This is a genomic window from Leucobacter sp. BZR 635, from assembly GCF_048061935.2.
Classification (GTDB): Bacteria; Actinomycetota; Actinomycetes; order Actinomycetales; family Microbacteriaceae; genus Leucobacter.
The window spans coordinates 18,203-45,057 of record NZ_JBLUNZ020000046.1 but is presented as its reverse complement, the minus strand read 5'-3'; the positions used below and the strand labels follow the sequence as shown (position 1 = coordinate 45,057).

Here is a 26,855-nt window from a genome sequence, read left to right as displayed (position 1 = left end):
TCTGCGCCAGAAATGTCACCGAATCGCGTAGTTTTTGGCGCAAATTGACCACTGGTGTGACTGGTATGACTGGTGTGGTGAGCGCGGCATTGCCGGACCCAGCAGAAAGCCACAACACGCGGCCCAACTTGAGCAACTTGTGAGCTGCGCAACGCACACGGCCCGGGCTCACCCGCCCTCATGGCAAGGCCGCGGAGCGCCCGCGGCAGCCCAGCCACCCAATCCATTCTGACCCGATTTTTCCTTGCGGTGCCGAATCCACCCCGCGGAAGGCTCGCACGAGAAAAAACGGGTCAGTAAGGAGTGCAGCAGGCCAGCCGGGCAGCAGAAACGCGGCTAGGCGAGCTCAGACCACCAGAGCACGGTCTCGCCGTAGGCGCGGTTGCGGATCGGCGCGAGAAGCGCGGGCAGCGTCGGCTCGGGGGAGCGGCTGCTGCGCTCCACGAGCACGAGCGCGTCTGGAGAGAGCAGCGGCGCAAGCGCCGTGAGGTTCTCCGTGAGCGCCGCGTCGTCAAGATCGTAGGGCGGATCAAGCAGCGCGACGTCCCAGCGAGCCGACGCCTCACCGCGCGCCAGCTCCCGATCGAGGAACGTCTGCACGGAGTGGCGCTCGATGTCGATTGTTGGCGCAGCCCCGGCCTTGCCCCCCTGCCACGCCTGCAGCACGGTTCGGGCGTTGCGCGAGGCCACCCCCGCCGCCTGCGCATGCTTCTCGACAAGCGTCACCGAGGCAGCCCCGCGGCTCGCCGCCTCGAGTCCGAGCGCTCCCGACCCTGCGTACAGGTCGAGCACGCGCGCACCCTCAATCGCGCCCCACGACTCGAGCGCGGAGAAGATCGCCTCACGCACCCTGTCGCTCGTTGGGCGCGTGCCGGCCTTGGGGACCTCGAGCCTGAGCGAACCCGCCCGACCCGCGATAATCCGTGTCATGCGCTACGCCGCGATAAAGCGGTCACGGAGCACCCGCAGGCGGTCCTCTTCGAGCCCGAGTCCGCGCACGAAGTACTCCTCGACTGTGCCGTATTCGGCGCGCATCGCCGCGAGTGCCGCGCCCAGCATTTCGGGCTGCACGGTGAGCACTGGCAGCAGCATCTCGGGGTCGAGCCCGTTGGCCTCCGCCTTCGCGAGCATCGGCTCGACCATCGGCATGATGTCGACGTTCGTAAGGAGGTAATCCTCGAGCACGGTAGCCTCGTCCGCGCCGAGTAGCAGCAGGAAGACGGCAGCAGCCCAGCCGGTGCGATCCTTGCCCGCCGAGCAGTGGAACAGCGTTGGCCGGTACTCGCCCTCCTCGGTGAGCGCGGCGAAGAAGCCGTGGTAAGCGGTGCGCGCAGAATCGGTCTCGACGAACTGACGGTAGGAGTCCTGTAGCAGCGCGATTCCGCGCCCCTCGCCGAGTGCGTCGGCGATGCCGCGGGCGGCTGCGGCTGCGGCCTCGGGGGTCATCTCGGAATCGTCGCCCGGCATACCAATGTGAGCGAGGCTCGCCGCCATGCTGCTCGGCTGGTCGCCGAGCACGTCGAACACGACACCCTCGACATCGTCGGGCAAGACGTCGGGCGCGCTCTCGCGCTCGCCGGCGGTGCGGAAATCAGCGACACGGCGGATGCCGAGGTCGACGAGCGTCGCGCTGTCTGCTGCGGACAGCGAGCCGAGGGTCGCCGAGCGGAAAATCATGCCCGGAGCGACGGTGCCCCCTGCAACAGGGAGCCCGCCAAGCGAACGAAAGTTTGGAACGGTTGCGAGATGCACTCGGCGGCTGTTGAGTTCTGACACCCCCTCAGACTACCGTCGCTTTCCCGGAAATCTAGGGTGAGCGCGCTAGCCTGGGTACATGGCACAGGTAACGCTCGACTCACCGCTGAGCGGGGTCATCGGTGGCCGCAGCGCGAAGCCGCTCGAGAAGGCGTTCGGGATCACGACGGTCGAGAAACTGCTCTGGCATCTGCCGCGTAAGTACTCTCGCCGCGGTGAGCTTACCCCGCTGCAGGGTCTCCCCGTTGGAGAACAGGTCACGGTCGTTGCGCAGGTGCTCCGCGCGACTTCCCGGCAAATGCAGCGGCGTCGTGGATCGATTATTGAGGCGCAGATCACTGACGGTGTGGGCACGCTCACGCTCACGTTCTTCAACCAGCCCTTCCGCTTGCAGCAGCTGCGCAAGGGCCGGCAGGGGATCTTCGCGGGCAAGGTCTCCGAGTATCGCGGGGCCTATCAACTGCAGAATCCCGACTACGAGTTTTTCGACTCCGATGATGAGGTGCCTGGGGCCGCGCAGCTCGAGGAAGCGGCTGCGAAGGCGTGGGCTGAGAAGCCGGTGCCGATCTACCCGGCAACGGCGCAGATGCCGAGCTGGACGATCGCGCGCGCGGCCGAGATGGTGCTCGATGCGCTGTCGGAGGTGCCGGATCCGCTTCCCGCGGAGCTGCTGCGGGCCGAGGGGCTGCTCTCGCTCGGTGCCGCGTTTGAGGGGGCCCACCGGCCGCGCCGCGACAGCGACTGGCGCGACGCACAGCGCAGCCTGAAGTTTCGTGAAGCGTTCGAGCTGCAGCTCGCGCTGCTCCACCGCAGGCGGCAGCAGGCCTCCGAGCCAAGCACTCCGCGCCCGGCCGGGCCGCTGCTCGCGGGCTTCGACGCGACTCTTCCCTTTGAACTCACCGGTGACCAGCGCCAGGTTGGCGCGGTGATCGCAGAGGAGCTCGCGCGCCCACACCCCATGCATCGGCTGCTCCAGGGCGAGGTCGGCTCGGGTAAGACGCTCGTGGCGTTGCGCGCAATGCTGCAGGTCGCGGAGACGGGCGGCCAGAGCGCCCTGCTCGCCCCGACCGAGGTGCTCGCGTCGCAGCACTTCCGTTCGGTCGTGGAGTCGCTTGGCCCCGACCTGGCTGCTGCGCTGAACCCAGTGCTGGTGACCGGGCGGATGCCCGTCGCCGAGCGCAGGCGTGCCCTGCTCTCGCTCGCGTCTGGGAACTCGCGGATCGCGGTGGGCACGCACGCTCTCATGAGTGAGGGCGTGACGTTCTACGACCTCGGGCTCACTGTCATTGATGAGCAGCACCGCTTCGGGGTGGATCAGCGCGAGGCCCTCAGGCAGAAGGGCGCGCAGCCGCACGTGCTGGCGATGACGGCGACGCCGATCCCGCGCACCGTCGCCCTCACCGCGTTCGGTGATCTTGAGACGCTCACGATTCGCGAGCTGCCGCCGGGCAGGCTCGGCATTGAGACCTTCGTTGTGCCGGAGCTTGAGATGCCGAACCGTGCCGCACGGGTCTGGGCGCGGGCCGCGGAAGACATCGCGGCCGGGCGGCAGATCTATGTCGTGTGTCCCGCGATCTCAGGCGGTGCGACGCCGAGCCTCGAGGAGGGGGAGAGCACGGAGGTCGAAGAGACCCAGGCGAGCGAGCCTGCAGCACAGCGCCCGCTTGCTAACGTCACCGACTCCGTCGCTGAGATCCGCGCGATGCCGCAGTTCGCCGGCTTGCGGATCGAAGCCCTCACGGGAGACATGGCCGGGCCCGAAAAGGATCGGGTCATGAGTGACTTCGCCGCGGGCGCGATCCACGTGCTCGTCGCGACCACCGTCATCGAGGTCGGCGTGAACGTGCCGAACGCGTCAATCATGATTGTGCGCGACGCGGATCGCTTCGGGGTGTCGCAGCTGCACCAGCTTCGTGGCCGTGTGGGGCGCGGATCCCACCCCGGACTCTGCCTGCTGATGAGCACCGCCGAGCAGGGAACCACCGCGCGCGAGCGGATCGAGGCGGTCGCGGCGACGGGCGACGGCTTCGTGCTCGCCGAGATCGACCTCGAACTCCGCCGCGAGGGGGATATTCTCGGAACCGCGCAGTCGGGCGGTCGGTCGACCCTAAAGCTGTTGCGGGTCACCCACGATGGCGAACTCATCGTGCACGCCCGCGAACTCGCCGGTGCGCTGCTCGACAGCGACCCGACGCTCGCCGGCCACCCCGGCCTGGCCGCGACAATTGCCCGCGAGGAGGAACACCTGGAGAACCTCGCGAAGTCCTAGCCAAATCGGGCGACCGAGGAGCGCGGCGCACGGTACCCAGGTACTACGGGGTTGATACTCCAGGGGGATACAGAATCGCGCGGTGCTTTCTAAGCTGAAAGCACAGGCGTTACTTCTGACAATTCACCCCTCTCATAAGGAGACACCATGATCGAGGCTCGCGGGCTTACCAAGCACTACGGTGCGAAGAAAGCCGTCGACAATGTCAGCTTCACCATTAAGCCGGGCCAGGTCACCGGCTTCCTCGGGCCGAACGGCGCAGGCAAGTCAACGAGCATGCGGCTCATGGTGGGCCTCGACAAGCCGACCGCAGGCACCGTCACTGTGAACGGCCAGCGCTACGAAAGCCTCCGCGCGCCGCTCGCCGAGATCGGCGTGCTGCTCGACGCGAAGGGTGTGCACCCCGGCCGCAGCGCACGCAGCCACCTGCGCGCGCTCGCCGCAACGCACGGCATCTCGGACAAGCGGGTAAACGAGGTCATCGAACTCACCGGGCTCGAGCCCGTCGCGGGCAAGCGCGTCGGCGGCTTCTCGCTCGGCATGGGGCAGCGCCTCGGCATCGCAGCCGCGCTGCTCGGCGACCCGAAGGTGCTCATTCTCGACGAGCCAGTGAACGGCCTCGATCCTGATGGCGTGCTCTGGGTGCGCAATCTTCTCCGTCACCTCGCGAGCGAGGGCCGCACGGTGCTGCTCTCGAGCCACCTCATGAGCGAGATGGCCCAGACTGCAGACCACGTCATCGTGCTCGGACGCGGTCGCGTCGTCGCAGACGCCCCCATCGCGGACTTCGTCGGCAACGGGACCACGCGGGTGACGGTGCGCAGCCCCCAGGCCGCTGAGCTTGCCTCGCTCGTGCTCACCGGGCGCAGCGATGTTGACCTACAGCCGCTCGACCGCGGCGACAGCGCCGGCTTCTCGGCGACGGGCGTCACCGCCGCCGAGATCGGCCAGGTCGCGGCGCTGCACAGCATCGTGCTGCACGAGCTGACGCCGGTCACCGGCAGCCTCGAAGACGCTTACATTCAGCTCACCCGTGACGAACTCGAGTACGCGGCCGGCTGAGCCGGGCACGCGACCACACGCACACCTTCGACGGACTGGACCCATCATGACTTCTGAAACCTACACACCACCGGCCACCCGCCAGACGTTCGCGGGCTCGGGCCACGCGCCGACGCTGAGCTTCGGCGGCATCCTCAAATCTGAGCGGATCAAGCTCACCTCGCTGCGCTCCATCCGCATCACGCTGCTCGTGACGCTCCTCGCAAGCGTCGGGCTGAGTCTCCTCAGCGCGTGGGCGATGAAGACGACGTTCACGTACGACGGGATGGATCCCTCATCCCTGCCCGCCGATGCACTCCAGAGCTACCTGCTCACGGTTTCGACCCTCGCCTCGCCGTTCCTCGCCCTGATCTTTGGCGTACTCGGCGTCTTCGTGATCTCAAGCGAGTACTCGAGCGGCATGATCCTCTCGAGCCTCGCCGCGGTTCCCCGCCGCAGCCCGATGTTCTTCGGGAAGGCCATCGTGCTCGCCGTGATCGCAGCGGTCACCGCACTCGTGCTCGTCGTGCTCGGACTCGTGATCGGCCTGCTGTTCATTCCCGCCGCCGGCGCAGAACTCTTCTCCTACCCGGTACTCACCGGCGCGCTGGGCGCAGTGGTCTACCTCGTGTGCATCGCTCTGCTCGGCTTCGGCTTCGCCGCGGCACTCCGCTCGACCGCGGGCGGCATCTCGCTCGTTGCTGGCATCGTGTTTGTGCTGCCCATCGGCCTGCAGTTCCTCATGATGACGGGCTGGGAGTGGGTTCCGACCGTCGGCAGCTTCCTGCCGATGTCGCTCGGCAGCACGCTCGCGCTGGGCGACGTCTCGACGAACACCGACCCGACCTACCTCGTCGGCATGCTCGCGATCGCGCTGTGGGCGGTTGTCCCGATGGCGCTCGGGCTGCTCGTGCTGAAGACGCGCGACGCGAAGTAGCTGCGCTGCGCGGCGCTCACGGGGGAGCGCCAGTAGGGTGAGAGGGTGAAAGGGGGAACGCTGATGAATCAGACCGCGAGAGTCGACTCTGAGGCGTTCCTCCCCAGGCCCCCCGGGGCGATTCGGCGCTGGGTCGCTGCGCACCCGCGCGCGATCGATATCGCGATCCTCGTTTGCTACCTCATCGGTGCGGTGCCGCTCGCGCTGCTCGACGTCTTCACGCTCTACTTCGATCGGGTGCAGGGCAACCTGGTTGCGGGCGCTGTCTACTCCCTGATCGTCGCGCTGCGGCTCGCGGCGGGCACAGTTGCTCTGCTGCTCAGGCGACGTGCGCCCCTGCTCGGCTTCATCATCGTCACGATTTCACTGGTATCCGACGGCGGACCCCTGCTCGTGGCCAACGCCGTCGCGAGCTGGTTCTTGCTGTACGCGGTGCCCGTGTATCGCGATGTGCGCACCGGGTGGATCGCCTACGCTATCGGCGTCGCCGCCAGCATCATCAACGCGTACATACCTGACATCGAGCCGGTGTTTGGCATGGATACGCCGGCAGTCACGATCGCCAACGTGATCCTCGACGCGATTTGGATGCTCGCGGTGCTCCTCATCGGTATCAACCTCGGTAACCGCAGGCGCTACCTCCAAGCGATCATCGATCGAGCGCACCAGCTTGCCCGCGAGCGCGATCAGCTCGCGCAGCTTGCGGTCGCTGAGGAGCGATCCAGAATCGCGCGCGAGATCCACGACATCGTCGCGCACTCAGTCTCCGTGATGATCGCGCTCTCCGAGGGCGGCGCGAGGGCTATTGAGACCGCGCCGGCAGAGGCCGCGAACGCGATGCGGCGCAGCGCCGAGACCGGCCGCACCGCGCTCACCGAAATGCGCAGACTCCTCGGCGCGCTCCAGATGAGCGAGGCCGCAGACATGGCCCCGCAACCTGGCATCTCAGACATCCCCGGCCTCGTACGCGGCTTCGAAGACGCGGGTCTGAAGGTCTCGCTCAGCGACAGCGGGTTGCGGCTCGACGACAGGCTCCAGGGCCTCGCGATCTTCCGCGTCGTGCAGGAGGGGCTCACGAATGTGCTGCGCTACGCAGGCCCCGGTGCCCGCGTGGACGTCACGCTCGCCGAAGACGCGGCCGGGTCGACGATCACAGTGCGCGACTATGGCCGGCCAGCGAACACTGTGGGCCCCACAACGGGCGTAGGATCGGGGCGCGGCCTCGCCGGCCTCGCCGAGCGCGTTCGCGTCTTTGGTGGCACGATCGAGTCCGGGCCTGTCATCGGCGAGCCAGGGTGGCGGCTCCGCGTGCTCTTCCCACGGGCCGTGACGAGCCCGGCACACGCAGTTTCGAACGAAGAAGGGTGATCGTGAGCGATCCGAACCGCATCAGAATCATGCTCGTCGACGACCAGGAGCTGATCCGCACCGGCTTCCGGCTGGTCCTCATGTCGGAGGCCGATATGGAGGTCGTCGCAGAAGCCGGTGACGGGGGAGAGGCACTCGCTGCCCTCGCGCGGCTGTCGGGAGAGGGCAGCGGCTGCGACGTCGTGCTCATGGACGTGCGCATGCCCGGGATGAACGGGATCGAGGCGACGAAGCGCATCGCCGCCGAGTTCCCCGCGACCCGCGTGCTCGTGCTCACAACATTCGACCTCGACGAGTATGCGATCGGTGCGATCCAGGCAGGCGCGAGCGGCTTCCTCCTCAAAGATGCCCGCCCGACCGAGCTGGTCGACGCGATTCGGCGCGTCGCGAGCGGCGACGCCGCGATGGCCCCCGCTGTGACAGCGCGCATGATGGAGCGGCTGCGTGAGAGCGGCGGTGCCCAGGCCTCCTTCTTCGCCGCGCCTGCCGAGGCGGCAGACGCTCCGCTGGCCGCGGAACTCGCCGAGCTCACGGAGCGCGAACTCGATGTGCTCAGGCTGATCGCCGACGGAAAGAACAACTCCGAGATCGGTGCCTCACTGTTCCTCTCAGAATCAACGGTAAAGACCCACGTGGGCCGGGTTCTCGCGAAGTTGCAACTGCGTGACCGGGTGCACGCCGTTATCTTTGCAAAGCAGCACGGCCTATAGGGTTTCTTGCACCTCAACCGCGTACTGTAGAGGGTATGAGCAAAATCGCAGTGGTTCCCGGGTCGTTTGACCCGATCACCCTCGGGCATCTCGACGTGATCCGCCGCGCTGCAGCGGTGTTCGACGAGGTCCACGTACTAGTCGTCCACAATCCCGGTAAATCGGCGATGCTGCCGATCTCGGAGCGCATGGCGTTGATTCAGCAGTCGCTTGACGACGACCCCGAGACACCTGACAACGTCATCGTTGCCTCGTGGTCCGTCGGGCTGCTCGTCGACTACTGCACCGAGGTTGGCGCTTCGGTGCTCGTGAAGGGCATCCGTTCGCAGCTCGACGTCGCCTACGAAACGCCCATGGTGCTCATGAACCGCAGCCTCGCCAATGTCGAGACCGTATTCATGCTGCCGGAGCCCGCGCACGCCCACGTCTCCAGTACGCTCGTGCGGCAGGTGTCGTCGCTCGGTGGCGACGTGAGCCCCTACGTGCCGCCCGCAGTTGCACGCTTCCTCGCGACGACGAGGCCCGCATAATGGCGCGCCTGTACGAAGAGAGCGTCCGCGACATCATGAACCGTCCGGGCGAGATGCGCGAGCGCGAGCTCGACATCGTCGTTCCTGACCGTTTTGGTGAGGCCCTGGCCTCGATCCCGGCCGGCGAGAACCTCAAGCTCGACGTGCGGCTCGAGTCCGTGCACGAGGGCATTCTGGTGTCTGCGACGGCCTATTCGACCATGCACGCAGAGTGCGGTCGCTGCCTCGAAGATTTCACCTCGCCGTTTGAAGTCGAATTCCAGGAACTTTTCGCGTATACTCCTACGGAGGCCGACGAGTATGGGGTTCACGGTGATCACGTGGATCTTGAACCCCCGCTCCGAGACGCGGTAGTGCTTGCACTGCCGTTCCAGCCTGTGTGTCGTCCGGACTGTCCGGGTCTCGATCCCGAGTCCGGCGAGTTGCGCGATGCCGAGGCTGCGATGGCGACTAATGTGGACACAGACCCGCGTTGGGCGGCACTGGCTAACTTCAATGCTGTAGAATCATCTGGTTCGGGTGTGCCCGAATCTGAGAGTAACTAGGAAAGAGAGCATCATGGCTGTTCCCAAGCGCAAGATGTCGCGTTCGAACACCCGCCACCGCCGTTCGGCGTGGAAGGCTGCGGTACCCGCACTCGTCAAGACCGTCGAGAACGGCAAGACCGTGTACAGCCTCCCGCACCGTGCCCGCGTGGTCGAGGATTCGCAGGGCACCCCCCTGTTCCTCGAATACAAGGGTCGTCGCGTAGCTGACGCGTAAGACTTACCCGTGACGGGGAATGAATCTTCACTCCCGCGACGCGAACACGAAGAGCCGTCGGGCGTGCCTCAGGGCGCGACCGGCGGCTTTCTTCACGCGTTCGACGTTGCGGTAGACCCGGAGCTGCTCGAACTCGCGCTCACGCATCGTTCGTGGGCCTACGAGCACGGGGCCGCTCCGCACAACGAGCGCCTGGAGTTTCTCGGCGACTCGATCCTCGGGCAGGCGGTCACGGTCAAGCTGTATCGCGACTACCCCGAGCTCACCGAGGGTGAACTCGCGAAGCGCCGCGCCGCGCTCGTGTCGACCGTGGCGCTCGCGGAGGTAGCGCGCGGGCTCTCGCTGGGAGCCGAACTCAAGCTCGGCAAGGGCGAGGAGCAGACTGGCGGGCGCGACAAGGATTCGATCCTCGCGGACACGGTTGAGGCCGTGATCGGCGCGGTGTTCCTGTCAACCGACTCGGTGATCGCCGCAGAGTTCGTGCTGCAGCTCATTGATCCGCTGCTCGACGACCCCGACCGCTTCTCCGAGGTGCTCGACCCGAAGACGACGCTGCAGAAGGAGGCCGCCGCCCGCGGCCTCTCGCATCCCGCCTACGACACCGTCGGCACCGGCCCCGACCACGCCCGCGTGTTCGCGTCGACCGTGCAGCTCGGTGACGTGACCGGCCGCGGCGAGGGCACGAGCAAGAAGGTTGCCGAACTCGCCGCCGCGCGCGACGCTGCCGCTCAGCTGCGCGCACTGCGTGCCGCGCGAAAGCCCCGTTCCGCCCGAGCGCCCAAGGCTTAGCCGTGCCCGAGCTTCCCGAGGTTGAGGTGGTGCGCGCGGGGCTTGCCCCCGCCGTCACCGGCGCGCGGGTGATCGCCGTCGAGGTGATGGATCCGCGCGCCCTGAAGCGTCACACCCCGCTCGGCGAGGTGCCGGGCTCCGCCCCCGGCGAGGGCGGCCACGGCCGCACCCTGTCTGCGGAGGCAGGCCGCCGCCGCGCCGCCGACTTCGAGCGGCGGATGACTGGCCGAGTGCTTGCCGCCCCGCTCAGGCGCGGGAAGTTCATGTGGATCCCGATTCGGGGGGAGAGCGGAGGCGGGGTTTCCTTGCCTGGCGCTGGCGCTGCGCTCCCCGAACCCTCCAGTGCGCTGCTTGCCCACCTCGGCATGAGTGGTCAGATGCTACTCCGTGCGACGGACGCCGCGGACGACCGGCACGTGCGCATCCGCACCTGGATCGAACACCCCGAACACGGCGAGCTGCGGCTCGACTTCTCAGACCAGCGGCTCTTCGGCTCGCTCGCGATCGACGAACTCGTTGACGCCGCGCCCGGCACGATCCCGGCGCAGGCCGCGCACATCGCGCGCGACCCGCTCGACGAGCACTTCGACGACGAGGCCTTCGTCGCGGCGATCCGCGCCCGATCGGTCGGCGCGAAGAAGCTGCTGCTCGACCAGCGGCTCGTGAGCGGCGTCGGCAACATCTACGCCGACGAAACACTCTGGCGCGCCCGCGTGCACCCGGATACACCCGGCACCTCGCTCTCGCAGCGAGGGGCCGTTACCCTGCTGCACCACATGCGCGAGGTCTTCGCGCAGGCGCTCGCCGAGGGCGGCACGAGCTTCGACGCGCAGTACGTGAACGTGAACGGGCAGGCCGGTTATTTTGCGCACTCCCTGAACGCGTACGGTCGCGGGGGAGAAGCATGCCCCAGGTGCGGCGGGCTCATCAAGCGGGTGCCGTTTGCTGGGCGGTCGAGCCACTTCTGCCCAAAGTGCCAGCGGAAGCGCTAAGCGTCGACGGAGTCACCCCATCGCGGCGCGCTCCTTGTGCCGAGTCTCGCGAGAGCGTGGCTAATCATCGCGCTGGGGACCAGCAGACAAGCTCCCATGATGAAGTCTTGTGTTCGTAGCGGAATGTTGGATCGGTGAAGCTCTCGTCGCGCAGCAATCGCGCCCGGCAGCATAACCGGCACGGCGGTGACGACTCCGGGGGTGTAGCCCCGTTTTGCGATTGACGCGGCGAGGTGGGTGTACACGTGCGCCTCGAGACCGGCGAGGATGGCTCGATACAACATCGACTGGCCACCCGTGCGCTGACCTCGCCAACACGCTGCTCCAACGATGACGCCCATGATTCCGATGGCTGTCCAAGACTGACGCTTGCCGATGCGGAGACAGTCGATTCCTGTGCGGTCAGCCGCATCGTTGCAGGCGGCAGGGAACGTCAGAGCTTCCTCGATGTCGTGAATTGCCCAAGCGGCGAACAGAAGCGCGGGTCCGCGAACTTTCATACGCACATTCTAAGTGCGAGAATGCGTGGATCCCTAGGGGCGTCATGCCGGTTGGACACCTTGTGATGATGGATTCGGCGCTCTCCTAGGCTCTCTCAGCGCCCAGGCGTGGCATGTACATCGTGTACATGATGCGCGCTTGCATCTCGTGATCTCGGAAGGCGCGCTATACCCCTCATCGTTCCAGACTACGACTCGATGGCCTCAGTGCGAAGGAGCTTCGGGGCTGTTCTAGACTCCGCCGAGCGAGGCCGGGCCGTAGTGATTCGCCGGCATGCGAGGACTGCTGCCGTAGTGCAGGCAGACCAGCTCCGGGACTATCGTGCCTCGACTCTCGACTCTCGACGCTCGACGCGCACGCGGAAGTCTTTAAGAATGGCGGTCATTGGGTCGTCTTGCTTCGCAGCAGGCCCTTCGTCTCAGAGGGCCTCACCGTTGACGAAGCTATCGATGATCTCGTCGCCTCTCTGCGAGAATACGCCGAGGAGTGGGAAGACCTGCTGAGTAGCGTCTGAGTAGGTATCCAGCGCCTACGCGCGAGCTCCACGATGTCTTCTGCACGACGGAAGACTGGACTATTGTGCGCGGGGCGACGGATACGCCGGTCAAGCACCATCGCGCGTACGAGCTAGCGCTGTGGGACGGGCGCATCCTGCGGACAAGGATCCCCAATCCAATCGATAGCACTACCTATGGTGCAAGAGTCTGGGCCCACATTCTCCGTGACCAACTCACAGTCTCCCAATATGAATGCTGGGACTGCGCCCTCCGCTCGATGAAGCCCGACCGGGGCGGCCCAAACAGGTCGCCCCTCGTGCCGCGCTGCCGCTCCATATGTACCGGCTCCTCGTGCGGATCGGTGCGACCGGCGAAGAGATTGCGCAGCTTGACCCCGCACCCGCACCCGCACCCGCATCCGTATCCGTATCCGCATCCGCGAGGCTGGCCGAGTTCTACCATCACGAGAACGAGTAGCACCTTCTCAGTAGTCGCCTTGTGGAGCTTCGAGCCCACCGGGCGAGGGCGATAGCCGCTCCGGCCATCGCCCTCGCTCAGCCTTACCGCTGCCGCTTCACCCGCCCCTCGCCCCACACCGGCACGTCCGATTCCGTCACCTCGCCGTCCTCGCCAAACACGAGGAACCGCTCGAAGTCACGCGCGAACCAGCGATCGTGCGTGACCGCGAGCACGGTGCCCTCGAAGGCGCGCAGCGCCTGCTGCAGCGACTCGGCCGAAACCAGGTCGAGGTTGTCGGTCGGCTCGTCGAGCAAGAGCAGCGTTGCGCCGCCGAGCTCCAGCAGCAGAATCTGCAGCCGGGCCTGCTGCCCGCCCGAGAGCGCCTCGAACACCTGCTCGGAAGCGCCCGCGAGCTCGTAGCGGGCTAGGGCGCGAGCGGCTTGCTCGCGAGGGAGCCCCTGCCGGTGCTCGTCGCCGCGGTGCAAAATGTCGAGGAGCGTGCGCCCGGCAAGGTCGGGCCTGCCCTGGGTTTGCGCGAACCAGCCGGGCCGCACGCGCGCGCCGAGTTTCGCGGTGCCCTCGTGGGGCACCGGCTCGATCACGACGTCGGTTCCCGGCCGGTTTTCCGGCTCAGGGTCAGTGCCGCCCCCGGCGAGCAGCCGCAGCAGGTGGGACTTGCCTGAGCCGTTCGAGCCGAGGATCGCGACCCGGTCGCCGTACCAAACGTCGAGGTCGAAGGGGAACATAAGCCCGGTGAGCTCGAGCTCGCGGCACTGGATCGCCTTCTTGCCCGTGCGTCCGCCCGTGAGCCGCATAGCGAGATCCTGTCTGCGCGGCTGTTCCTCGGGGGGACCTGCGGCTTCGAAGCGTGCGAGCCGGGTTTGCGCGGCCTGGTACCGGCTCGCCATTCCGTCATTGAACGCGGCCTTGTCCTTATACATTTGCACGAGGTTCTTGAGTTTCTGCCGTTCCTCATCCCACCGCCTGCGCAGCTCGTCGAGCCGCGCAAACCGCGCATCGCGCGCCTCGTGGTAGCTGGCGAAGGATCCGGGGTGCGTCCACGCCGTGTTCCCGGCGGCACCGAGTTCCAGGGTGACGAGGGCGGTGGCGCTGCGGGCGAGCAGCTCGCGGTCGTGGCTGATGAACAGCACGCTCTTCTCCGACGCGCGCAGCCGGTCCTCGAGCCAGCGTTTTGCCGGGACATCGAGGTAGTTGTCGGGCTCGTCGAGGATGAGCACGTCGTCGCTGCCGCGCAGCAGCGCTTCGAGCGCGAGCCGCTTCTGCTCGCCGCCGGAGAGCGTGCTGAGCTCGCGGTCGCGGCACCGGTCGTAGGGGACGCCGAGTGCCGCGATCGTGCAGACGTCCCACAGCACCTCGGCGTCATAGCCGCCGGCGTCGCCCCACTCGGAGAGGACGCGCGCGTAACGCATCTGTATGGCCTCCTCGCGGAGCGGATCGGTGTTCTCGAGCATCGCGGTTTCTGCGAGTAGCACGCGCTCCGCGGCTGCCCGCACGGGCTCCGGGGAGAAGGAGAGGAGCAGCTCGTGCACCGTGCCCGAGGTGAAGAACTGGCGCATCACGCCGACGGAGCCGCTGCGCGAGACGACGCCCTCGTCGGGGGAGAGATCGCCCGTGATGATGCGCAGGAGCGTGGTTTTGCCGGCGCCGTTCGCGCCGATGAGGCCGACTTTCGCGCCGTTGCCGACGCGGAAGCCCACGTCGTTCAGCAGGGGTCTGCCGTCGGGCAACGTGTAACTGATGCCGGTGAGTTCAAGATGAGACATGCGGGTGCTGCTTTCTTCCCCGGATATCGCGGGGAATGAAGAGGGAAGTGGATCTGTGCGCGCGGGCTGCCCGGTGAGCTCGGGGCTGCCCGGTGAGCTCGGGGTGCCGCGGGTGCGCGGGCGGTGGGGTCACGCGCGGGCGCATTGGATCGATCCGGCATCGTGCGAGCGCACAAAGCGTGCGGCGAGAAAGCGGTGGCCACGAGGCCTCCTGTACTGCGTGCCGCGAGCAAAGAGAGCGCTCGCGATGGTCTGACGGGGGTCAGGAGGGGTCAGCGACGACACCCTCCGTGGGGAACCCTGCGCGGATGAGACGCAGGCCCGTTAACCAAATGACAGGCGGTACACGCTACGACAGTATCGCGAATGCGGGGGAGAGCGCCAGACCGGGTTTCGGCAGCGCTCAACTGCGCGTTCTCGATTGCCGCGGTCGTTCGCAGCCTCGTGAGGTTAGTGTTGGACGCATGGAATCAACGATGATCGACCAGCCGACCGTGGGCTTTGTCGCCGAGCTCGCCGCGCGCATCACCCAGTCGGTCAGCCTCGCCATGAGCGATTCTCACGCCGCGGTCGACGCCGCGATCGCCACGCTGTTTGCCGGCGGACACCTGCTCATCGAGGATGTGCCGGGAGTCGGGAAGACGACCCTCGCCACGGCGCTCGGCCGCTCCATCGATGCGAGCGTGCGCAGACTGCAGTTCACCTCCGACATGCTGCCCTCGGACGTCACGGGGCTCTCGGTCTACCATCAAGACGCGCACGAGTTCACGTTTCACCCGGGGCCGATCTTCAGCAACGTCGTCATCGCCGACGAGATCAACCGAGGCACCGCGAAAACACAGTCGGCCCTGCTCGAAGCGATGGCGGAGCGCACGGTGACGATCGACGGTCATACGCGGGATCTGCCCGAGCTCTTCCTCGTCGTCGCGACGCAAAACCCCGGCGACATGGAGGGTACCTTCCCGCTACCGGAGGCGCAGCGCGACCGCTTCATGACGCAGATCTCGCTCGGGTATCCGAGCGCAGACGCGGAGACTGCGATGCTGCGCGCGCGGGCCGGTGGCGATCCCGTTCGATCGATCACCCCGGTCGCCGACGTCGCGGAGGTGCTGCGCGCGCAACGCGCAGTCAACGACGTCCACATCTCAGAGGCCGCCGCCCGGTACCTGGTGGCACTCATCACCGCGACCCGCACGCACGCGGCGCTCTCCCTCGGGGCCAGCCCGCGGGCCACGCTGCACCTCGCCCACATGGCGCGCGCCCGCGCCCTGCTGCGGGGCAGAAACTTCGTCACGGCGGACGACATCGCGCGGCTCGCCTCAGCGGTCCTCACACACAGGCTGCTCCCGAGCGGATACTTCGACAGCGAACTCGACGCGACGCGGGCCGTAGCGAACGTCGTCACTGAGATCGTCGCGAACACCCGAGCTGAGTGACACCACCGTGACGAAGCCGCGGAAGCCGCCAGGGCGCTCGCAACTGCGGGTGCCGCTCACGCTCACCGGGCGGGGCGTGTTCGTGCTGCTCGCCGCGGCAGCGCTCGGCGCGCTCTGGTGGCTGCCCGGACTGCACGGGGTTAGCATCTTCTGCTTCTTCCTCTCCGCCTGCCTGCTGCTCGCGGTGCTCCTCGTCGCGGCAGCGCCGCGAGTCTCGCCGGTGTCGCGGGGGTCGCGAGTTGCGCCGGTGTCGCGAGTTGCGCCGGTGTCTCCGGCGGCGCACGCCGGGCGGATCCTCAGCGTCGAGTCCTCGACGGCGACGGCCGGGGAGCCGTACACGGTGCACGCGAGCTTCGGCGCGCGGAGGCACCCGGTGGCCGCAGTGGCAGCGGAGTGGGAGATCAACGAATACCTCAGCGAGACGCGACGCCGCAGCTTGCCCGTGGAAACGCAGGCGGGCGAGGCACGCGGTCGCCAGGGCATCTCGGCCGCGCTCACCACCGAGCTTCACCCTCGGGGGCCCGCGACGCTGCGGCTGCTCGCGGTGCGGTTCCAAGACCCGCTCGGCTTGGTGCAGCGGTGGATCAGGGTCGACGCGAGCGTCGACGTGCTGGTGCTGCCGCGGCTGCTCACCGGTGACTACCGCTCACCGTCGCTCGATGGAGCCGGCGCGGGCGACGCCCGCCAGAAGCTCGTGGACACCGACAAGCGCGGCCTCCCCGGCGGCGACGTTCGCGAGTACCGCGCGGGCGATCCCGTCCGGCAGATCAACTGGAAACAGAGCGCGCGCCAGCGGGAGCTGCTCGTGCGCCTGCCCGAGCAGGAATCGCAGTGGGCCGTCGATCTGCGAATCGACACGGATCCGGCCGCCTACGCGGCTGCTGGCTCGCAAGCTGGCTCGCAATCTGGCGGTATCGCTGACGCTGCTACGACTGCAGCGTTGTTCGAGCACGCGGTGTCGGCAGCTGCCACCGACGGGCTGCGTCGGCTCCGCGCCGGAAGCTCCGTGCGGTTGCGCGCCGGGGCAGCTGATCCTCAGCTCTGCACGAACGCCTCGCAGCTCATGCGAGCGCTAGCCTTCGTGCGCCTCGACGACCCGGCGGCGGCGACGCGTGGCTGACCGCCGACTCCGCGCCCCAGCGAGTGGATCGCCCGCCGCGAAGCTACTCACGGTCGCGATTGGTGTCGCGCTGAGCGGGCTCTGGGCACTCAGCCTGGGGGCGCTGACCGCACTGCTCACACCCCAGGGCTGGTGGGGCACCGCAGCCGCAATCTCCGCGGTCGTGACGCTGCTCGCATGTCTCGGTCGCGCGGCGACGAGAACGCCGCGGTGGCTCGTGCTCACTGTGGCGGGCGCGGCAGGCTTCGCGCTCTGGATCGCAAGATTCGCAGGCAGCGGCAGGCTCCGGGAATGGATCTCAGCGCCCGCAGAGCAGGCCTCGCGACTGCAGGGCGAGGTGCTGCGCGGCGTCGCCCCACTGGATCCCACCCCCTTGCTCCAAGACGTCGTGCTGCTGCTCGTGTGGGCATGGAGCCTGATCGTGGTCGCGGTGCTCGCCGCATTCGGTCGTCGCCGCAGTGGCGTACCTGGCGTACCTGGCGTACCTGGCGTGCCTGGCGTGCCTGGCGCGCTGACCGCGGCCCTCCTCGTCGCGCTGCCACCGCTCTTCGTTCCACTCCTCACGAACGAATCTCCGCGCACCGGGGTGCTCGTCGGCATGGTGACGCTCGTCGCACTGATCACGTGGCTGGCGTCCGCCAGAGTCAACCTGTTCGGCGCGGCGGCCGCGGGATGCGCGGTTGCGCTCGCCGCAGGGGCGTTCGCGGTGGTGCCGGAGGTGCGCGCCCCGAGCGGGAACCGTGGCGTGCAGTTCGCTCCGGTGGGTGAGTATGTCGACGATGTCACGATCGAGCTCGCCCGCGATCTTCGGGCGGGCAGCACCACCCCCGTCCTGACGTACACGAGCGACCAAGAGCAGGCCATGTACATTCGGCTCGCAACCCTGAGCACGTTCGAAGGGGGAACGTGGCTGCCTGACGATGCACCCGACGCAGCGGGCTTGACCGTGGGGGAGGAGCGAGTGCTGGTCTCGCCGAACGGGGAGGGGGCGGTCGCCGAACTCGCGGCATTGCAGCAACTCTCCAATGGGCAGCGCGACGAGCAGGGGCGGATCTTCATTGAAACGCCGGCCGGCGCGGCATGGTTCTCCCCGAGCTCCGGGCGGCTCATCGGGATACAGTCGGCAGTCTCCGCGCGAGGTGACTTCACGCTCGAATACAACGAGAACGAGCGCTTCGTAGCGAATGTCTCGATCGCCGCGCTGCGCAGTTCGTGGCTGCCGTTGCCCAACGGGGCGACGCAGGTGGGAACCGACCGCGCAGGGGCATTCGACCCCGGCGCGTGGGCCTGGACAGCGCAGGCGAGCACCGCGATGTCGAACGGCGGCATGACGAAGCGGGGAGACAACTACCGGGTGTCGCTTGACCCCTGGAGCAGCTCGCCCACACGACTCCTCCCGGGGTGGCTGCCGCCTGAATTGCTGCGGGTATTCCCCACTCCGGAGGACGCACCGAGCGGCCTGCGCTCCTACCTCGAGCTGCCGGGGGCGCTGCCGCCGTCGCTGGCAGGCTTGACCAGCGCGCTGAGTGGATCAGATCTCGACAGAATCGATATCGCGTTCAGGCTCGAACAGTACTTCCGGCAGTCCGGCCAGTTCACCTACGACGAGGCTGCCCCGTATCTCCCCGGCGCGGATCCCGACAGTCCCTACGGTGTCATGGACGCCTTCCTGACGACCAAGACCGGGTACTGCGTGCACTTCGCCACGACGTTTGCGACGATCGCGCGGAGCCTGGGGGTGCCGACGCGGGTGGCGGTCGGATACGCGTCGCGTGCGCGGGGCGATACGCGCGTCGTGGTGCGCGGCAAGGAGCTGCATGCCTGGCCCGAAATCTACGTCGACACCGTCGGCTGGGTTCCCTTCGAGCCCACCCCGGGCGGGGCCGGGTTCCGGGCCGAGGTGGGCGGCGCGAGCTCCCAGGACGCGGAGGAAGCCGCCGCACGCGAGGCCCTCGCCAGCGCGGAGACCGACGGCGAAGAGGCAGCAGAAGCTGAGGGGCTTGCCGGCGAGATGAGCCCCCTGACCGACGAGGAGCTGGCAAGGACCCAGGATCCCGAAGCAGCCGAAGCCGCGAGCGCTGGCGGAGGAGCTCCCTGGGTCGCCACCGGGGTGGCGCTCTTGGCAGCAATCCTTCTCCTCACCGCAGTCCCCATGCTGCTGCGAACGCTGCGGCGCGCGCTGCGCGTGCGCGCGATCCGGAGCGGCGTGGATCCTGCCCGCGCGGCGTGGGCTGAGTTCGTCGCTGTGCTGCGCGACTACCGTCGCGCGCCGGGACAGGGTGCGGTCGGGGCCTCGGTGCCGCGCGCGCAGACGCCCGAGGCCCTCGTGGCCGCGCTGCGCGCCAACGGGGCGCTGTCGACGGAGGGAGGCCGCGCGGCCGCCGATCGCTTGGCGAGCGCGGTGAGCCGGGAGCGGTACGCGCCCGCGCGGCAACAGACGTCTGCGCGGCAACAGGTGCCCGCGAAGCAACAGCAGCCCGCGCGGCAGCAGGTGCCTGCGCGGCAACACTCGCGCGCGCAGCCGGCGGGGGAGGAAGCGGCGCAGCTCATTGCCGACCTCGATACGGTCCGGACCGAGTTGCGGGCGGGATCCTCCTGGAAGGGAAGAGCCCGAGCTCGCTGGATTCCGGCCTCGGTGCTCAGATAGTCACGATCACTGCTGTGCCGCAGCGGACGTGATGATCTCGGCGAGCTCAGCCGGCCTACTCCACATGGGCCAGTGACCGGTCTCGAGGTCGACGAAGGTGACGCGCCTGTAGCGCTCGACCTCGGTGAACATGGGGTGACCAGCGGCGGCCATCTCCCGCACCTCTGCGCTCAGCAGCGAGCTGCACACAAACGTCGTCGGCACGTCGAACCGCGCCTCGTTCGAGAGCTCGACCCGCTGCCGAAGCACGCCCGCGGGCTCTGCGACGGCTCGCGCGCGGAACTGCGCAAGCGCGTCGGCGCTGAGGCCCGCAATGCTTGCCTGCCCAGCGAGCTCCTCGAATGGGGGCAGCTCCAGCGCCCCGGCACCGGCCGGGTAGTCGGCAGCGAAGGCGGTTCCGGGCGCGACCGGGCCGCTGTCCACCCAGATCACCCGGTGCACGAGTTCGGGGTGGCGATCCAGCAGGAGCGTCACCGGCCCGTTTGCGCCGCTGTGCGCGACGATCACGACGGGCTGCGCGCTGTCGCGCACCGTCAACTCGATCGCTCGGAACTGGTCATCGAGCGTCCGCAGGGCGCGATCTACGTCGGTGGGGTCGAGGCCCGGGAGCGTGAGCGCTGTCGCGCGCCCGCCCGTCGCGGCCAGGTGGGCGGTGACCTCATCCCACGCCCAGGCACCGAGCCAGTGGCCGGGGATAAGGATGAGTGTGGGGCTCTGCTCGTGCGATGTCATGCCTCAATCCTCGCGCGGCCGGAGGACAGCGGCATGTCACTATTTCTGGCATGATTTAGGCGAGGCGAGGCGGGAATATGAGGCGGATCGAGCGGTTGCAAGCGCTGTCAGAGGTGCTGCGGCGCAGTGGCGCCCGCGGGGTGACGGCTGAGCGCCTTGCGCGCGAGTTTGGCGTCTCACTGCGCACAGTTAAGCGCGACATCGAGGCGCTCGACAACAGCGGGCTGCCGGTCTGGTCGCGGCCCGGGCCCGGCGGCGGGTACGGGGTGATCGCGCAGGCAAGCCTTCCTCCCGTGCGGTTGAGCCCGGCCGAGTCGGTTGCGCTTCTCGCCGCGGTCTCGGCCGCGTCGGAGGCGCCGTACTCGGATCTCGCCGCGGCGGGTGTCAGGAAGATCCTCGACGTGCTCGATCCAGAGACACGTGCGCAGGCCGATCAGCTCGCGAACCGCATCTGGGTGAACGCGGAGGAGACGGCGACGAGAGTGGTGCGTTCCGCGCTCGAAGAGGCGATGGCGAAGCAGCTGGTGGTGCGGATCCGCTACGTATCCGGCGCGGGAGATGAGACGCGCCGCGACGTCGAACCGATCATCTTCGCGTCCACCGGGGGGCGCTGGTACCTCATCGCGTGGTGCCGGCTGCGTGAGGGGATTCGGTGGTTCGTGATCTCCCGGGTTGCGCGCGCGACGGTCACGCAGCTCGCGTGCAGCGGGCACGAGATCGCGGAGATAGGCGCCCCGCCCGAGACGGCGAGGCCGCTGCGCGCCGAGGGGTGAGCCGGGCCGCGTCGTTACGTGTGCCGGATCGGTGCTTGTTATGGTGGGGCGATGAGTAGTCAGGAAGCGCAACGACGGAGGTCAAGCCCCATACCGCTGGAGATCGGTATCGCGCTTCTCGCTGCGGGGCTGAGCTGGGTCGCAGTGCCCTCGTCCGGGGTTATCATGCACTGGGATGGTGGCGGCGTGGCCGGGTGGTCGATGAATGCCGCTGGCTACGCTTCGGTTGCGGCGGTGGCGACATTCGTGATCGGCCACTTCATCACGCGGTTCGCCGCACGAAAGACTGGCTTCGCGTATACCTGGCTCGCACCTACCGCGGTCGGCGTGTACTGGGTAGCGTTCGCGGCGTTCCAGCGGCTGTGGCTCGGAGCCGGAGAGTTCGTGTTCGCGCTGGGGCTTGCCGCGATTGTGTACTTCGTGCTGCTGTGGCTGACGCTTCGCCGTGCCGCGGGTCGGGCTGACGGGACCGTGGCCTAGCTCGCGTCGAGAGTGATTCGGGCGCGTGGCCGTTCTGTTCAAGACGCCGGTCCGGGGCCGCCCGTAGCCTGATGCCATGACATTGACACTTGGTTTTATCGGAATCGTTACCCGCGACATGGGCGCCTCGCTCGCCTTCTACCGCGCCCTGGGCGTGCACATCGAACCGGGGCAGGATGACGCGCCCCACGTCGACGGCAAGCTCGACGACGGCGTCGTTGTCGCGTGGGACACCATCGAGACGATCCGCGGCTTCGATCCTGCCTTCGAGCCCGCGACCGGCGGGCATCGCATCGCGCTCGCCTTCGACAAGGGGACGGCGGCCGAGGTGGACGCCTCGTATGCGGCGCTCATCGCTGCCGGCTACCGCGGGCACGTCGAGCCCTGGGACGCGCACTGGGGGCAGCGCTACGCGACGCTCCTCGACCCCGACGGCAACTCGGTTGACCTCTACGCGGAGCTCGCCGCGAACTGACCCGGGCTCATTCCAACCAGTCGCTGGAACTCGCGCGAGAGATGCGGCTGGTCGGAAAAACCCGCGGTGGCCGCGGCGTCGGAGAGGGAGGATCCGCCCTCGAGCAGTGCCCGCGCGCGACTCGCTCGCTCGATGCGCACGAGCGTCGCGTACCCGTAGCCGAAGACGCCGAGCATACGCCGGCGGAAGGATCGTTCTGACGCGCCGAACTGCTCGGCTGCGGAGCCGGCTGGGACGAGTCCGCCAGCTGCGCGGCGCACCGCGTCAGCCCACGCGTTGTGTGCTGCGTGTGCTGCCGCGAGTACGGACGCTGCCTGAGCGAGGCTCGTCGGCGAGGTCCCGCCGCGACCCCACCGCAGCATCGCATCACGCAGCTGGCCGGCCCCGGGGTCGTGTGCGAGGTCGCTGAAAGGCACGAGCTGGTCGGCGATCTCGGGGAGGGCCGGCCCGAACAGCTGGGCGGCATGACCGGGAGGGATCCTCAGCCCGAGCGATCCACCCTCGCCGTCGCGCTCCGACACGATCCGCATCGTTGATGGCCCAGCGACGAACACGCGGTCGTCGCGCACGATGAGGTCGACGGACCCGTCGGCGGGAATCACGGCCCCGCCGGCGCTGCCCTGGGAACGCCAGAGGGCGGCGCCGTTCGGCAGGAGCGACTCGGAATACATTGCACACAGGTTATCGGGGCAGCCTGAGCTTCACGGGCGCTCCCAATTGAAGGTGCCCCAAGCCTCCTGCCCCCTACCCCCAGCGCGCCGAAAGGACATGTTCTCAGCGAGGTCAGGGTCTTTCGACTGCTTAACATCCCTGACCTCGCCGAGAACATGTCCTTTGAGCGTCGTTCGTGGCTGCTGCAGTGCAGGAGTCGCGCCAGGGGGCTGATTCTGATCGCGCAAGTCACTCGCTGCTCGGACGGGGCCCCGCCCCAGCAAACTAGACTCTCGGTATGGAGCAGCGGCAGCGGGGGAGTCAAGCAGCGGGTCGACAAGCGGGCGCCGCTATCGGCATCCGGCGGGCTACGGCAGCGGACCTGCCGAGTCTTGCGCGTGTGCTCGCCGACGCCTTTGCGGCCTATCCCTGGACCCAATGGAGCATTCCGGCAGAGGAGTACGACGCGCGCCTCGAAGAGCTACAACTGCAGTACCTAGGCCACGCGCTCGAGCATGGCCGTATCTGCGTCGAGAGCAACCTGCGCGCTGTCGCGGCCTTCCTGCCGCCAGACGCGCCGCAGCCATCGGAGGCACTGCAGCAGCGCGTCGGCGAGCTGCATGGCGATCGACTCGGCCGGTTGCTCCGTGCCTCGCTCCCGCCAGGCCCGGAGGGCGCGTGGACGCTCGCCACCGTTGGCGTCTCGCCCGAGAGCCAGGGGGCGGGCCTCGGGTCGGCAGTGGTTCGCGCCGGGCTCGCTGCAATCGATGCACTCTCCGCGCCCGTGGCACTCGAAACCTCATCCAAAGACAACGTGCGACTCTACCGCCGGCTGGGCTTCGCGGTCGACGCAACCACACACATCCCAGAGGGGCCAACCGTCTACTCGATGAGTCGGCCCGCGGCCACCGGGCACGGCGAAATGGGTAGCGACCAGCCTCGCTCCGGCTCGCGCGACGCCTAGGCTGCACTGCTGTGGGGCAGGAGGAGGCGCTCGCCGCGGTCGTGCGCGACTGCGGGGCTCCCGCCGCGGTGGTGCGCGACTGCGGGGCTCCCGCCGCGGTGGTGCGCGACTATGGCAGCAGGGCGCGCGAGTACGCCGAGCTGCTCGGCGGCGTCGAGCACCTCGCGGCCCCGGACGTCGAGCTGGTGCTGGACTGGGCTCACGGACTCAGTCAGGCTGCTTCGGCGGCAACTGTGCTCGATGTCGGTTGCGGGCCTGGGCAGTGGACGCGGCTCCTCACCCAGGCGGGCGTTGCCGCGCGCGGGATCGACTCCGTGCCCGAGTTCGTCGAGCTCGCCCGGGCCCGCTACCCGCAGCAGCGATTCGACCTAGCGTCGGCGCAAGCGACCGGCGCGGCTGAGGGCACGGTCGACGGGGTGCTCAACTGGTACTCCCTCATCCACGCGGAGCCGAGCGAGGTGCGCGAGTCGCTTGCCGAGTTCCACCGCATCCTGCGCCCAGGCGGTGGGCTCGCCGTCGGGTTCTTCGAGGGCCCGGTGCGAGAACCGTTTGCCCACGCGGTGACGACTGCGTACTTCTGGCCGATGGAAGAGCTGAGCCGCGAGGTAGCGGCTGCCGGATTCACGGTGATCCACACCGAGGAGCGGAGCGACCCGGGCTCGCGCCGGCACGGAGCACTCATCGCCACCCGCAACGCGCTGCGATAGCGCGTCCGCTGTCGCTGGGTGCCCTACGCGCGCAGCGTTTCCGCGAGCCGGTTCGCCGTCTCGAAGTCGCGGGCGACGACCTGGATCCCCCTGCCCGCGCTTGGCGTGATGGTGAGGGCGGCCGCGCCGCCCATGTTGAGCCGCGTGAGTTTCTCGCCGTCGACCTCGGCGGGCACCGCGATCCAGTTGAGGATCCCGGGGTTCATCCCATCGTCAGGTGTGACCCGCACCTGTGCGATGGTCTCGCGGGGGACTGATCGCCGGAACAGTGGTGCCGCGAAGTGGATGGAGTCGCGATCGACTGCGACCGTGATGCGTGCGACCCAGATCCACCACGCGGCAAACGCAGCGAGAGCTGCGGGCGCGACCCACGCCATGAGCGAGTCGGTTGCGGCCGCGATGAGCGCGGCGAACGCCGCCGCGATCCCCAGCGCGATGGCCGGGCCAAGCCGGGCGCTTCCGGTCGCGCGTTCGACATGCACATACTCGGAGCGGGTGCTGGGGGATCCCGAATCCTGCTGCGTCATAAATTAACTGTAGCCCGACCCGGGGTATTCAGGGCTCGGGCGTGGGTCGCGCGGCAACGAGAAACAGACGTTTGAATGGGCGGAATTTTCTAGAGGGCAGAAATACCCGCAAATTTCACCCCGGAATTGTGGGTTCGGGTGGTTGCAGAGGGGGCAGAGTAAGAACTAGCCCAGAAAGATCACCGCGACGTGATCTGGCAATCACTACAAAGGAGTCACCATGACTGCATTCAGCAACGACATCGAAGCCGTAGAAGCACTCAAGGCGCAGCACGGCAGCAGCTGGGACCGCATCAATCCCGAGTACGTCGCACGCATGCGGGCGCAGAACCGTTTCAAGACCGGCCTCGAGATCGCGCAGTACACCTCCGACATCATGCGCAAGGACATGGAAGAGTACGACGCAGATTCGTCGCTCTACACCCAGTCGCTCGGCGTCTGGCACGGCTTCATCGGCCAGCAGAAGATGATCTCGATCAAGAAGCACCTGAAGACCACGAACAAGCGCTACCTCTACCTCTCCGGCTGGATGGTCGCCGCACTCCGCTCTGAGTTTGGCCCGCTGCCCGACCAGTCGATGCATGAGAAGACCTCGGTCCCCGCGCTCATCGAGGAGCTCTACACCTTCCTCCGCCAGGCTGATGCCCGCGAGCTCGACCTGCTCTTCTCGCAGCTCGACGATGCACGCGTCGCCGGCGACGAGACCGCCGTTGAGTTCATTCAGTCGCAGATCGACAACTTCGAGACCCACGTCGTGCCGATCATCGCCGACATCGACGCGGGCTTCGGAAACCCTGAGGCGACCTACCTCCTCGCAAAGAAGATGATCGAGGCAGGCGCATGCGCGCTGCAGGTCGAGAATCAGGTCTCCGACGAGAAGCAGTGTGGCCACCAGGATGGCAAGGTCACCGTGCCCCACGAGGACTTCATCGCCAAGATCAACGCGATCCGCTACGCATTCCTCGAGCTCGGAATCGACAACGGCGTGATCGTCACGCGCACCGACTCGCTCGGCGCGGGCCTCACCCAGAAGATCGCCGTGAGCGAGACCCCGGGCGACCTCGGTGACCAGTACAACTCGTTCCTCGACGTCGAAGAGATCTCCGACGCAGACCTCGGCAACGGCGACGTCGTCATCAAGCGCGACGGCAAGCTCCTGCGCCCGAAGCGTCTCGCATCGAACCTCTTCCAGTTCCGTGCGGGCACCGGCGAGGACCGCTGCGTGCTCGACTCGATCACGTCGCTGCAGAACGGCGCAGACCTGCTCTGGATCGAGACCGAGAAGCCGCACGTCGAGCAGATCGCAGGCATGGTGGATCGGATCCGCGAGGTCGTCCCGAACGCGAAGCTCGTCTACAACAACAGCCCCTCGTTCAACTGGACCCTGAACTTCCGCCAGCAGGCATTTGACCAGCTCGCAGAAGAGGGCAAGGACGTCTCGGCATACGATCGAGACGCCCTCATGAGCGTCGACTACGACGGCACCGAGCTCGCTGACCTCGCAGACGAGAAGATCCGCACCTTCCAGCGCGACGGAGCCGCTCGCGCCGGCATCTTCCACCACCTCATCACCCTGCCGACCTACCACACGGCCGCGCTGTCGACCGACAACCTGGCCAAGGGCTACTTCGGTGACGAGGGCATGCTCACCTACGTTCGTGATGTGCAGCGCGAGGAGATCCGCCAGGGCATCGCGACCGTCAAGCACCAGAACATGGCTGGCAGCGACATCGGCGACAACCACAAGGAGTACTTCGCAGGTGACGCAGCGCTGAAGGCAGGTGGTAAGGACAACACGATGAACCAGTTCAACTAACAGTCTCCGGGGCTCAGCCCTGTAGAGGCGATCACATTTCCCGCAAACGGGGGTTCGGCTTCGGCCGGGCCCCCGTTTGTGTTGTGCGGTGGATCGCCGCGCCGCGCGCGCCTCGGTTACGGCCTGTGCCTGG

26 protein-coding genes are annotated in these 26,855 nt (G+C 67.8%); 19 read left to right on the top strand and 7 right to left on the bottom strand.

Features of this window, described 5'->3' with window-relative positions; genetic code table 11:
* Nucleotides 1-336: 336 nt before the first annotated feature.
* Both ACI1US_RS09495 and ACI1US_RS09490 read right to left on the bottom strand, forming a co-directional pair.
* Nucleotides 337-930 carry an RsmD family RNA methyltransferase gene (locus ACI1US_RS09495; protein ID WP_461639974.1) on the bottom strand — a complete coding sequence of 198 codons (594 nt, stop codon included), beginning with the start codon at nt 928-930 and terminating at the stop codon, nt 337-339.
* Nucleotides 931-933: 3 nt separating this feature from the next.
* Nucleotides 934-1,776, bottom strand: coding sequence for a tyrosine-protein phosphatase (locus tag ACI1US_RS09490; RefSeq protein ID WP_461639972.1), 843 nt, complete (start codon nt 1,774-1,776; stop codon nt 934-936).
* A gap of 58 nt (nt 1,777-1,834) precedes the next feature.
* On the opposite strand from ACI1US_RS09490, the gene ACI1US_RS09485 reads away from it, so the two are divergent.
* From ACI1US_RS09485 to mutM, 10 genes are all read left to right on the top strand, one after another.
* Nucleotides 1,835-4,024, top strand: a complete 2,190-nt coding sequence (locus tag ACI1US_RS09485; RefSeq protein ID WP_461639970.1) for an ATP-dependent DNA helicase RecG — start codon at nt 1,835-1,837, stop codon at nt 4,022-4,024.
* Nucleotides 4,025-4,171: 147 nt separating this feature from the next.
* Nucleotides 4,172-5,086 carry an ABC transporter ATP-binding protein gene (locus ACI1US_RS09480; RefSeq protein WP_461639968.1) on the top strand — a complete coding sequence of 305 codons (915 nt, stop codon included), beginning with the start codon at nt 4,172-4,174 and terminating at the stop codon, nt 5,084-5,086.
* 46 nt (nt 5,087-5,132) lie between these two features.
* Complete coding sequence (locus tag ACI1US_RS09475; protein ID WP_461639966.1) at nt 5,133-6,002, top strand: ABC transporter permease; 870 nt, start codon at nt 5,133-5,135, stop codon at nt 6,000-6,002.
* A 63-nt stretch (nt 6,003-6,065) separates the two neighbouring features.
* Entirely contained in the window at nt 6,066-7,370 is a 1,305-nt protein-coding gene (locus ACI1US_RS09470) for a sensor histidine kinase (protein ID WP_461639964.1), read from the top strand.
* 29 nt (nt 7,371-7,399) lie between these two features.
* The gene (locus ACI1US_RS09465) at nt 7,400-8,080 is read left to right on the top strand and encodes a response regulator transcription factor (protein WP_416549676.1); all 681 of its coding nucleotides are present in this window, start codon (nt 7,400-7,402) and stop codon (nt 8,078-8,080) included.
* A 35-nt stretch (nt 8,081-8,115) separates the two neighbouring features.
* Complete coding sequence (gene coaD / locus ACI1US_RS09460; protein WP_416549673.1) at nt 8,116-8,610, top strand: pantetheine-phosphate adenylyltransferase; 495 nt, start codon at nt 8,116-8,118, stop codon at nt 8,608-8,610.
* The gene (locus ACI1US_RS09455) at nt 8,610-9,155 is read left to right on the top strand and encodes a YceD family protein (protein ID WP_416549672.1); all 546 of its coding nucleotides are present in this window, start codon (nt 8,610-8,612) and stop codon (nt 9,153-9,155) included. Before coaD ends, ACI1US_RS09455 begins: the two co-directional genes overlap by 1 nt.
* 13 nt (nt 9,156-9,168) lie before the next feature.
* Nucleotides 9,169-9,372 carry a 50S ribosomal protein L32 gene (gene rpmF / locus ACI1US_RS09450; protein WP_059061128.1) on the top strand — a complete coding sequence of 68 codons (204 nt, stop codon included), beginning with the start codon at nt 9,169-9,171 and terminating at the stop codon, nt 9,370-9,372.
* Between the two features lie 63 nt (nt 9,373-9,435).
* Entirely contained in the window at nt 9,436-10,161 is a 726-nt protein-coding gene (rnc, locus tag ACI1US_RS09445; RefSeq protein WP_416549675.1) for a ribonuclease III, read from the top strand.
* Nucleotides 10,162-10,163: 2 nt separating this feature from the next.
* Complete coding sequence (gene mutM / locus ACI1US_RS09440) at nt 10,164-11,153, top strand: bifunctional DNA-formamidopyrimidine glycosylase/DNA-(apurinic or apyrimidinic site) lyase (RefSeq protein ID WP_461639961.1); 990 nt, start codon at nt 10,164-10,166, stop codon at nt 11,151-11,153.
* Here mutM and ACI1US_RS09435 read toward each other — a convergent pair.
* Together ACI1US_RS09435 and ACI1US_RS09430 are read right to left on the bottom strand one after the other, a co-directional pair.
* A complete protein-coding gene (locus tag ACI1US_RS09435) occupies nt 11,150-11,653 on the bottom strand; it encodes an HXXEE domain-containing protein (RefSeq protein WP_461639959.1) in 504 nt (167 codons plus the stop codon). The genes mutM and ACI1US_RS09435 overlap by 4 nt on opposite strands.
* Before the next feature lie 1,058 nt (nt 11,654-12,711).
* On the bottom strand, nt 12,712-14,394 hold the full coding sequence (locus tag ACI1US_RS09430; RefSeq protein ID WP_461639957.1) for an ABC-F family ATP-binding cassette domain-containing protein: 1,683 nt from the start codon (nt 14,392-14,394) through the stop codon (nt 12,712-12,714).
* A gap of 464 nt (nt 14,395-14,858) precedes the next feature.
* On the opposite strand from ACI1US_RS09430, the gene ACI1US_RS09425 reads away from it, so the two are divergent.
* Genes ACI1US_RS09425 through ACI1US_RS09415 form a run of 3 tightly spaced genes read left to right on the top strand, consistent with a single transcriptional unit; the run spans nt 14,859 to nt 19,597 of the window.
* Entirely contained in the window at nt 14,859-15,830 is a 972-nt protein-coding gene (locus ACI1US_RS09425; protein ID WP_461639955.1) for an AAA family ATPase, read from the top strand.
* A 7-nt stretch (nt 15,831-15,837) separates the two neighbouring features.
* Nucleotides 15,838-16,950 (top strand): DUF58 domain-containing protein, encoded by a 1,113-nt coding sequence (locus ACI1US_RS09420; protein ID WP_461639953.1) that lies wholly within the window; start codon nt 15,838-15,840, stop codon nt 16,948-16,950.
* Nucleotides 16,943-19,597, top strand: a complete 2,655-nt coding sequence (locus ACI1US_RS09415; protein ID WP_461639951.1) for a transglutaminase-like domain-containing protein — start codon at nt 16,943-16,945, stop codon at nt 19,595-19,597. The genes ACI1US_RS09420 and ACI1US_RS09415 overlap by 8 nt, the downstream gene beginning before the upstream one ends.
* Nucleotides 19,598-19,603: 6 nt before the next feature.
* Here ACI1US_RS09415 and ACI1US_RS09410 read toward each other — a convergent pair whose 3' ends face one another.
* Nucleotides 19,604-20,329, bottom strand: coding sequence for an alpha/beta fold hydrolase (locus ACI1US_RS09410; RefSeq protein ID WP_461639949.1), 726 nt, complete (start codon nt 20,327-20,329; stop codon nt 19,604-19,606).
* 77 nt (nt 20,330-20,406) lie between these two features.
* On the opposite strand from ACI1US_RS09410, the gene ACI1US_RS09405 reads away from it, so the two are divergent.
* The 3 genes from ACI1US_RS09405 to ACI1US_RS09395 all read left to right on the top strand — a co-directional run bounded on the left by ACI1US_RS09405 (nt 20,407) and on the right by ACI1US_RS09395 (nt 22,057).
* Nucleotides 20,407-21,102: a helix-turn-helix transcriptional regulator gene (locus ACI1US_RS09405; RefSeq protein ID WP_461639947.1), complete on the top strand. Its 696-nt coding sequence runs from the start codon at nt 20,407-20,409 to the stop codon at nt 21,100-21,102.
* A gap of 51 nt (nt 21,103-21,153) precedes the next feature.
* Complete coding sequence (locus ACI1US_RS09400) at nt 21,154-21,582, top strand: hypothetical protein (protein WP_461639945.1); 429 nt, start codon at nt 21,154-21,156, stop codon at nt 21,580-21,582.
* 76 nt (nt 21,583-21,658) lie between these two features.
* The gene (locus tag ACI1US_RS09395; RefSeq protein ID WP_461639944.1) at nt 21,659-22,057 is read left to right on the top strand and encodes a VOC family protein; all 399 of its coding nucleotides are present in this window, start codon (nt 21,659-21,661) and stop codon (nt 22,055-22,057) included.
* Here the strand turns inward: ACI1US_RS09395 and ACI1US_RS09390 are convergent.
* On the bottom strand, nt 22,033-22,728 hold the full coding sequence (locus ACI1US_RS09390; RefSeq protein WP_461639942.1) for a helix-turn-helix domain-containing protein: 696 nt from the start codon (nt 22,726-22,728) through the stop codon (nt 22,033-22,035). The two genes, ACI1US_RS09395 and ACI1US_RS09390, sit on opposite strands and share 25 nt — an antisense overlap.
* Before the next feature lie 278 nt (nt 22,729-23,006).
* Between ACI1US_RS09390 and ACI1US_RS09385 the strand changes: the two genes are divergently transcribed.
* Nucleotides 23,007-23,672 (top strand): GNAT family N-acetyltransferase, encoded by a 666-nt coding sequence (locus ACI1US_RS09385; RefSeq protein ID WP_461639940.1) that lies wholly within the window; start codon nt 23,007-23,009, stop codon nt 23,670-23,672.
* Between the two features lie 11 nt (nt 23,673-23,683).
* Nucleotides 23,684-24,379: a class I SAM-dependent methyltransferase gene (locus ACI1US_RS09380; protein WP_461639938.1), complete on the top strand. Its 696-nt coding sequence runs from the start codon at nt 23,684-23,686 to the stop codon at nt 24,377-24,379.
* A gap of 23 nt (nt 24,380-24,402) precedes the next feature.
* On the opposite strand, the gene ACI1US_RS09375 is transcribed toward ACI1US_RS09380, so the two are convergent.
* A complete protein-coding gene (locus tag ACI1US_RS09375; RefSeq protein ID WP_461639936.1) occupies nt 24,403-24,906 on the bottom strand; it encodes a hypothetical protein in 504 nt (167 codons plus the stop codon).
* A 220-nt stretch (nt 24,907-25,126) separates the two neighbouring features.
* Between ACI1US_RS09375 and ACI1US_RS09370 the strand changes: the two genes are divergently transcribed.
* Nucleotides 25,127-26,722: an isocitrate lyase gene (locus ACI1US_RS09370; protein ID WP_416549670.1), complete on the top strand. Its 1,596-nt coding sequence runs from the start codon at nt 25,127-25,129 to the stop codon at nt 26,720-26,722.
* Nucleotides 26,723-26,855: the final 133 nt, after the last annotated feature.

Excerpts from the sequence above, each read along its gene's own strand:
- ACI1US_RS09395 (WP_461639944.1), top strand. The coding sequence starts at position 21,659 with ATGACATTGACACTTGGTTTTATCGGAATCGTTACCCGCGACATGGGC.
- ACI1US_RS09480 (WP_461639968.1), top strand. The coding sequence starts at position 4,172 with ATGATCGAGGCTCGCGGGCTTACCAAGCACTACGGTGCGAAGAAAGCC.
- ACI1US_RS09475 (WP_461639966.1), top strand. The coding sequence starts at position 5,133 with ATGACTTCTGAAACCTACACACCACCGGCCACCCGCCAGACGTTCGCG.
- ACI1US_RS09425 (WP_461639955.1), top strand. The coding sequence starts at position 14,859 with ATGGAATCAACGATGATCGACCAGCCGACCGTGGGCTTTGTCGCCGAG.
- ACI1US_RS09385 (WP_461639940.1), top strand. The coding sequence starts at position 23,007 with ATGGAGCAGCGGCAGCGGGGGAGTCAAGCAGCGGGTCGACAAGCGGGC.
- ACI1US_RS09400 (WP_461639945.1), top strand. The coding sequence starts at position 21,154 with ATGAGTAGTCAGGAAGCGCAACGACGGAGGTCAAGCCCCATACCGCTG.
- ACI1US_RS09495 (WP_461639974.1), bottom strand. The coding sequence starts at position 930 with ATGACACGGATTATCGCGGGTCGGGCGGGTTCGCTCAGGCTCGAGGTC.
- ACI1US_RS09410 (WP_461639949.1), bottom strand. The coding sequence starts at position 20,329 with ATGACATCGCACGAGCAGAGCCCCACACTCATCCTTATCCCCGGCCAC.
- ACI1US_RS09390 (WP_461639942.1), bottom strand. The coding sequence starts at position 22,728 with ATGTATTCCGAGTCGCTCCTGCCGAACGGCGCCGCCCTCTGGCGTTCC.
- coaD (WP_416549673.1), top strand. The coding sequence starts at position 8,116 with ATGAGCAAAATCGCAGTGGTTCCCGGGTCGTTTGACCCGATCACCCTC.
- ACI1US_RS09370 (WP_416549670.1), top strand. The coding sequence starts at position 25,127 with ATGACTGCATTCAGCAACGACATCGAAGCCGTAGAAGCACTCAAGGCG.
- ACI1US_RS09465 (WP_416549676.1), top strand. The coding sequence starts at position 7,400 with ATGCTCGTCGACGACCAGGAGCTGATCCGCACCGGCTTCCGGCTGGTC.
- ACI1US_RS09470 (WP_461639964.1), top strand. The coding sequence starts at position 6,066 with ATGAATCAGACCGCGAGAGTCGACTCTGAGGCGTTCCTCCCCAGGCCC.
- ACI1US_RS09430 (WP_461639957.1), bottom strand. The coding sequence starts at position 14,394 with ATGTCTCATCTTGAACTCACCGGCATCAGTTACACGTTGCCCGACGGC.
- ACI1US_RS09435 (WP_461639959.1), bottom strand. The coding sequence starts at position 11,653 with ATGAAAGTTCGCGGACCCGCGCTTCTGTTCGCCGCTTGGGCAATTCAC.
- ACI1US_RS09405 (WP_461639947.1), top strand. The coding sequence starts at position 20,407 with ATGAGGCGGATCGAGCGGTTGCAAGCGCTGTCAGAGGTGCTGCGGCGC.
- ACI1US_RS09455 (WP_416549672.1), top strand. The coding sequence starts at position 8,610 with ATGGCGCGCCTGTACGAAGAGAGCGTCCGCGACATCATGAACCGTCCG.
- ACI1US_RS09375 (WP_461639936.1), bottom strand. The coding sequence starts at position 24,906 with ATGACGCAGCAGGATTCGGGATCCCCCAGCACCCGCTCCGAGTATGTG.
- ACI1US_RS09485 (WP_461639970.1), top strand. The coding sequence starts at position 1,835 with ATGGCACAGGTAACGCTCGACTCACCGCTGAGCGGGGTCATCGGTGGC.
- rpmF (WP_059061128.1), top strand. The coding sequence starts at position 9,169 with ATGGCTGTTCCCAAGCGCAAGATGTCGCGTTCGAACACCCGCCACCGC.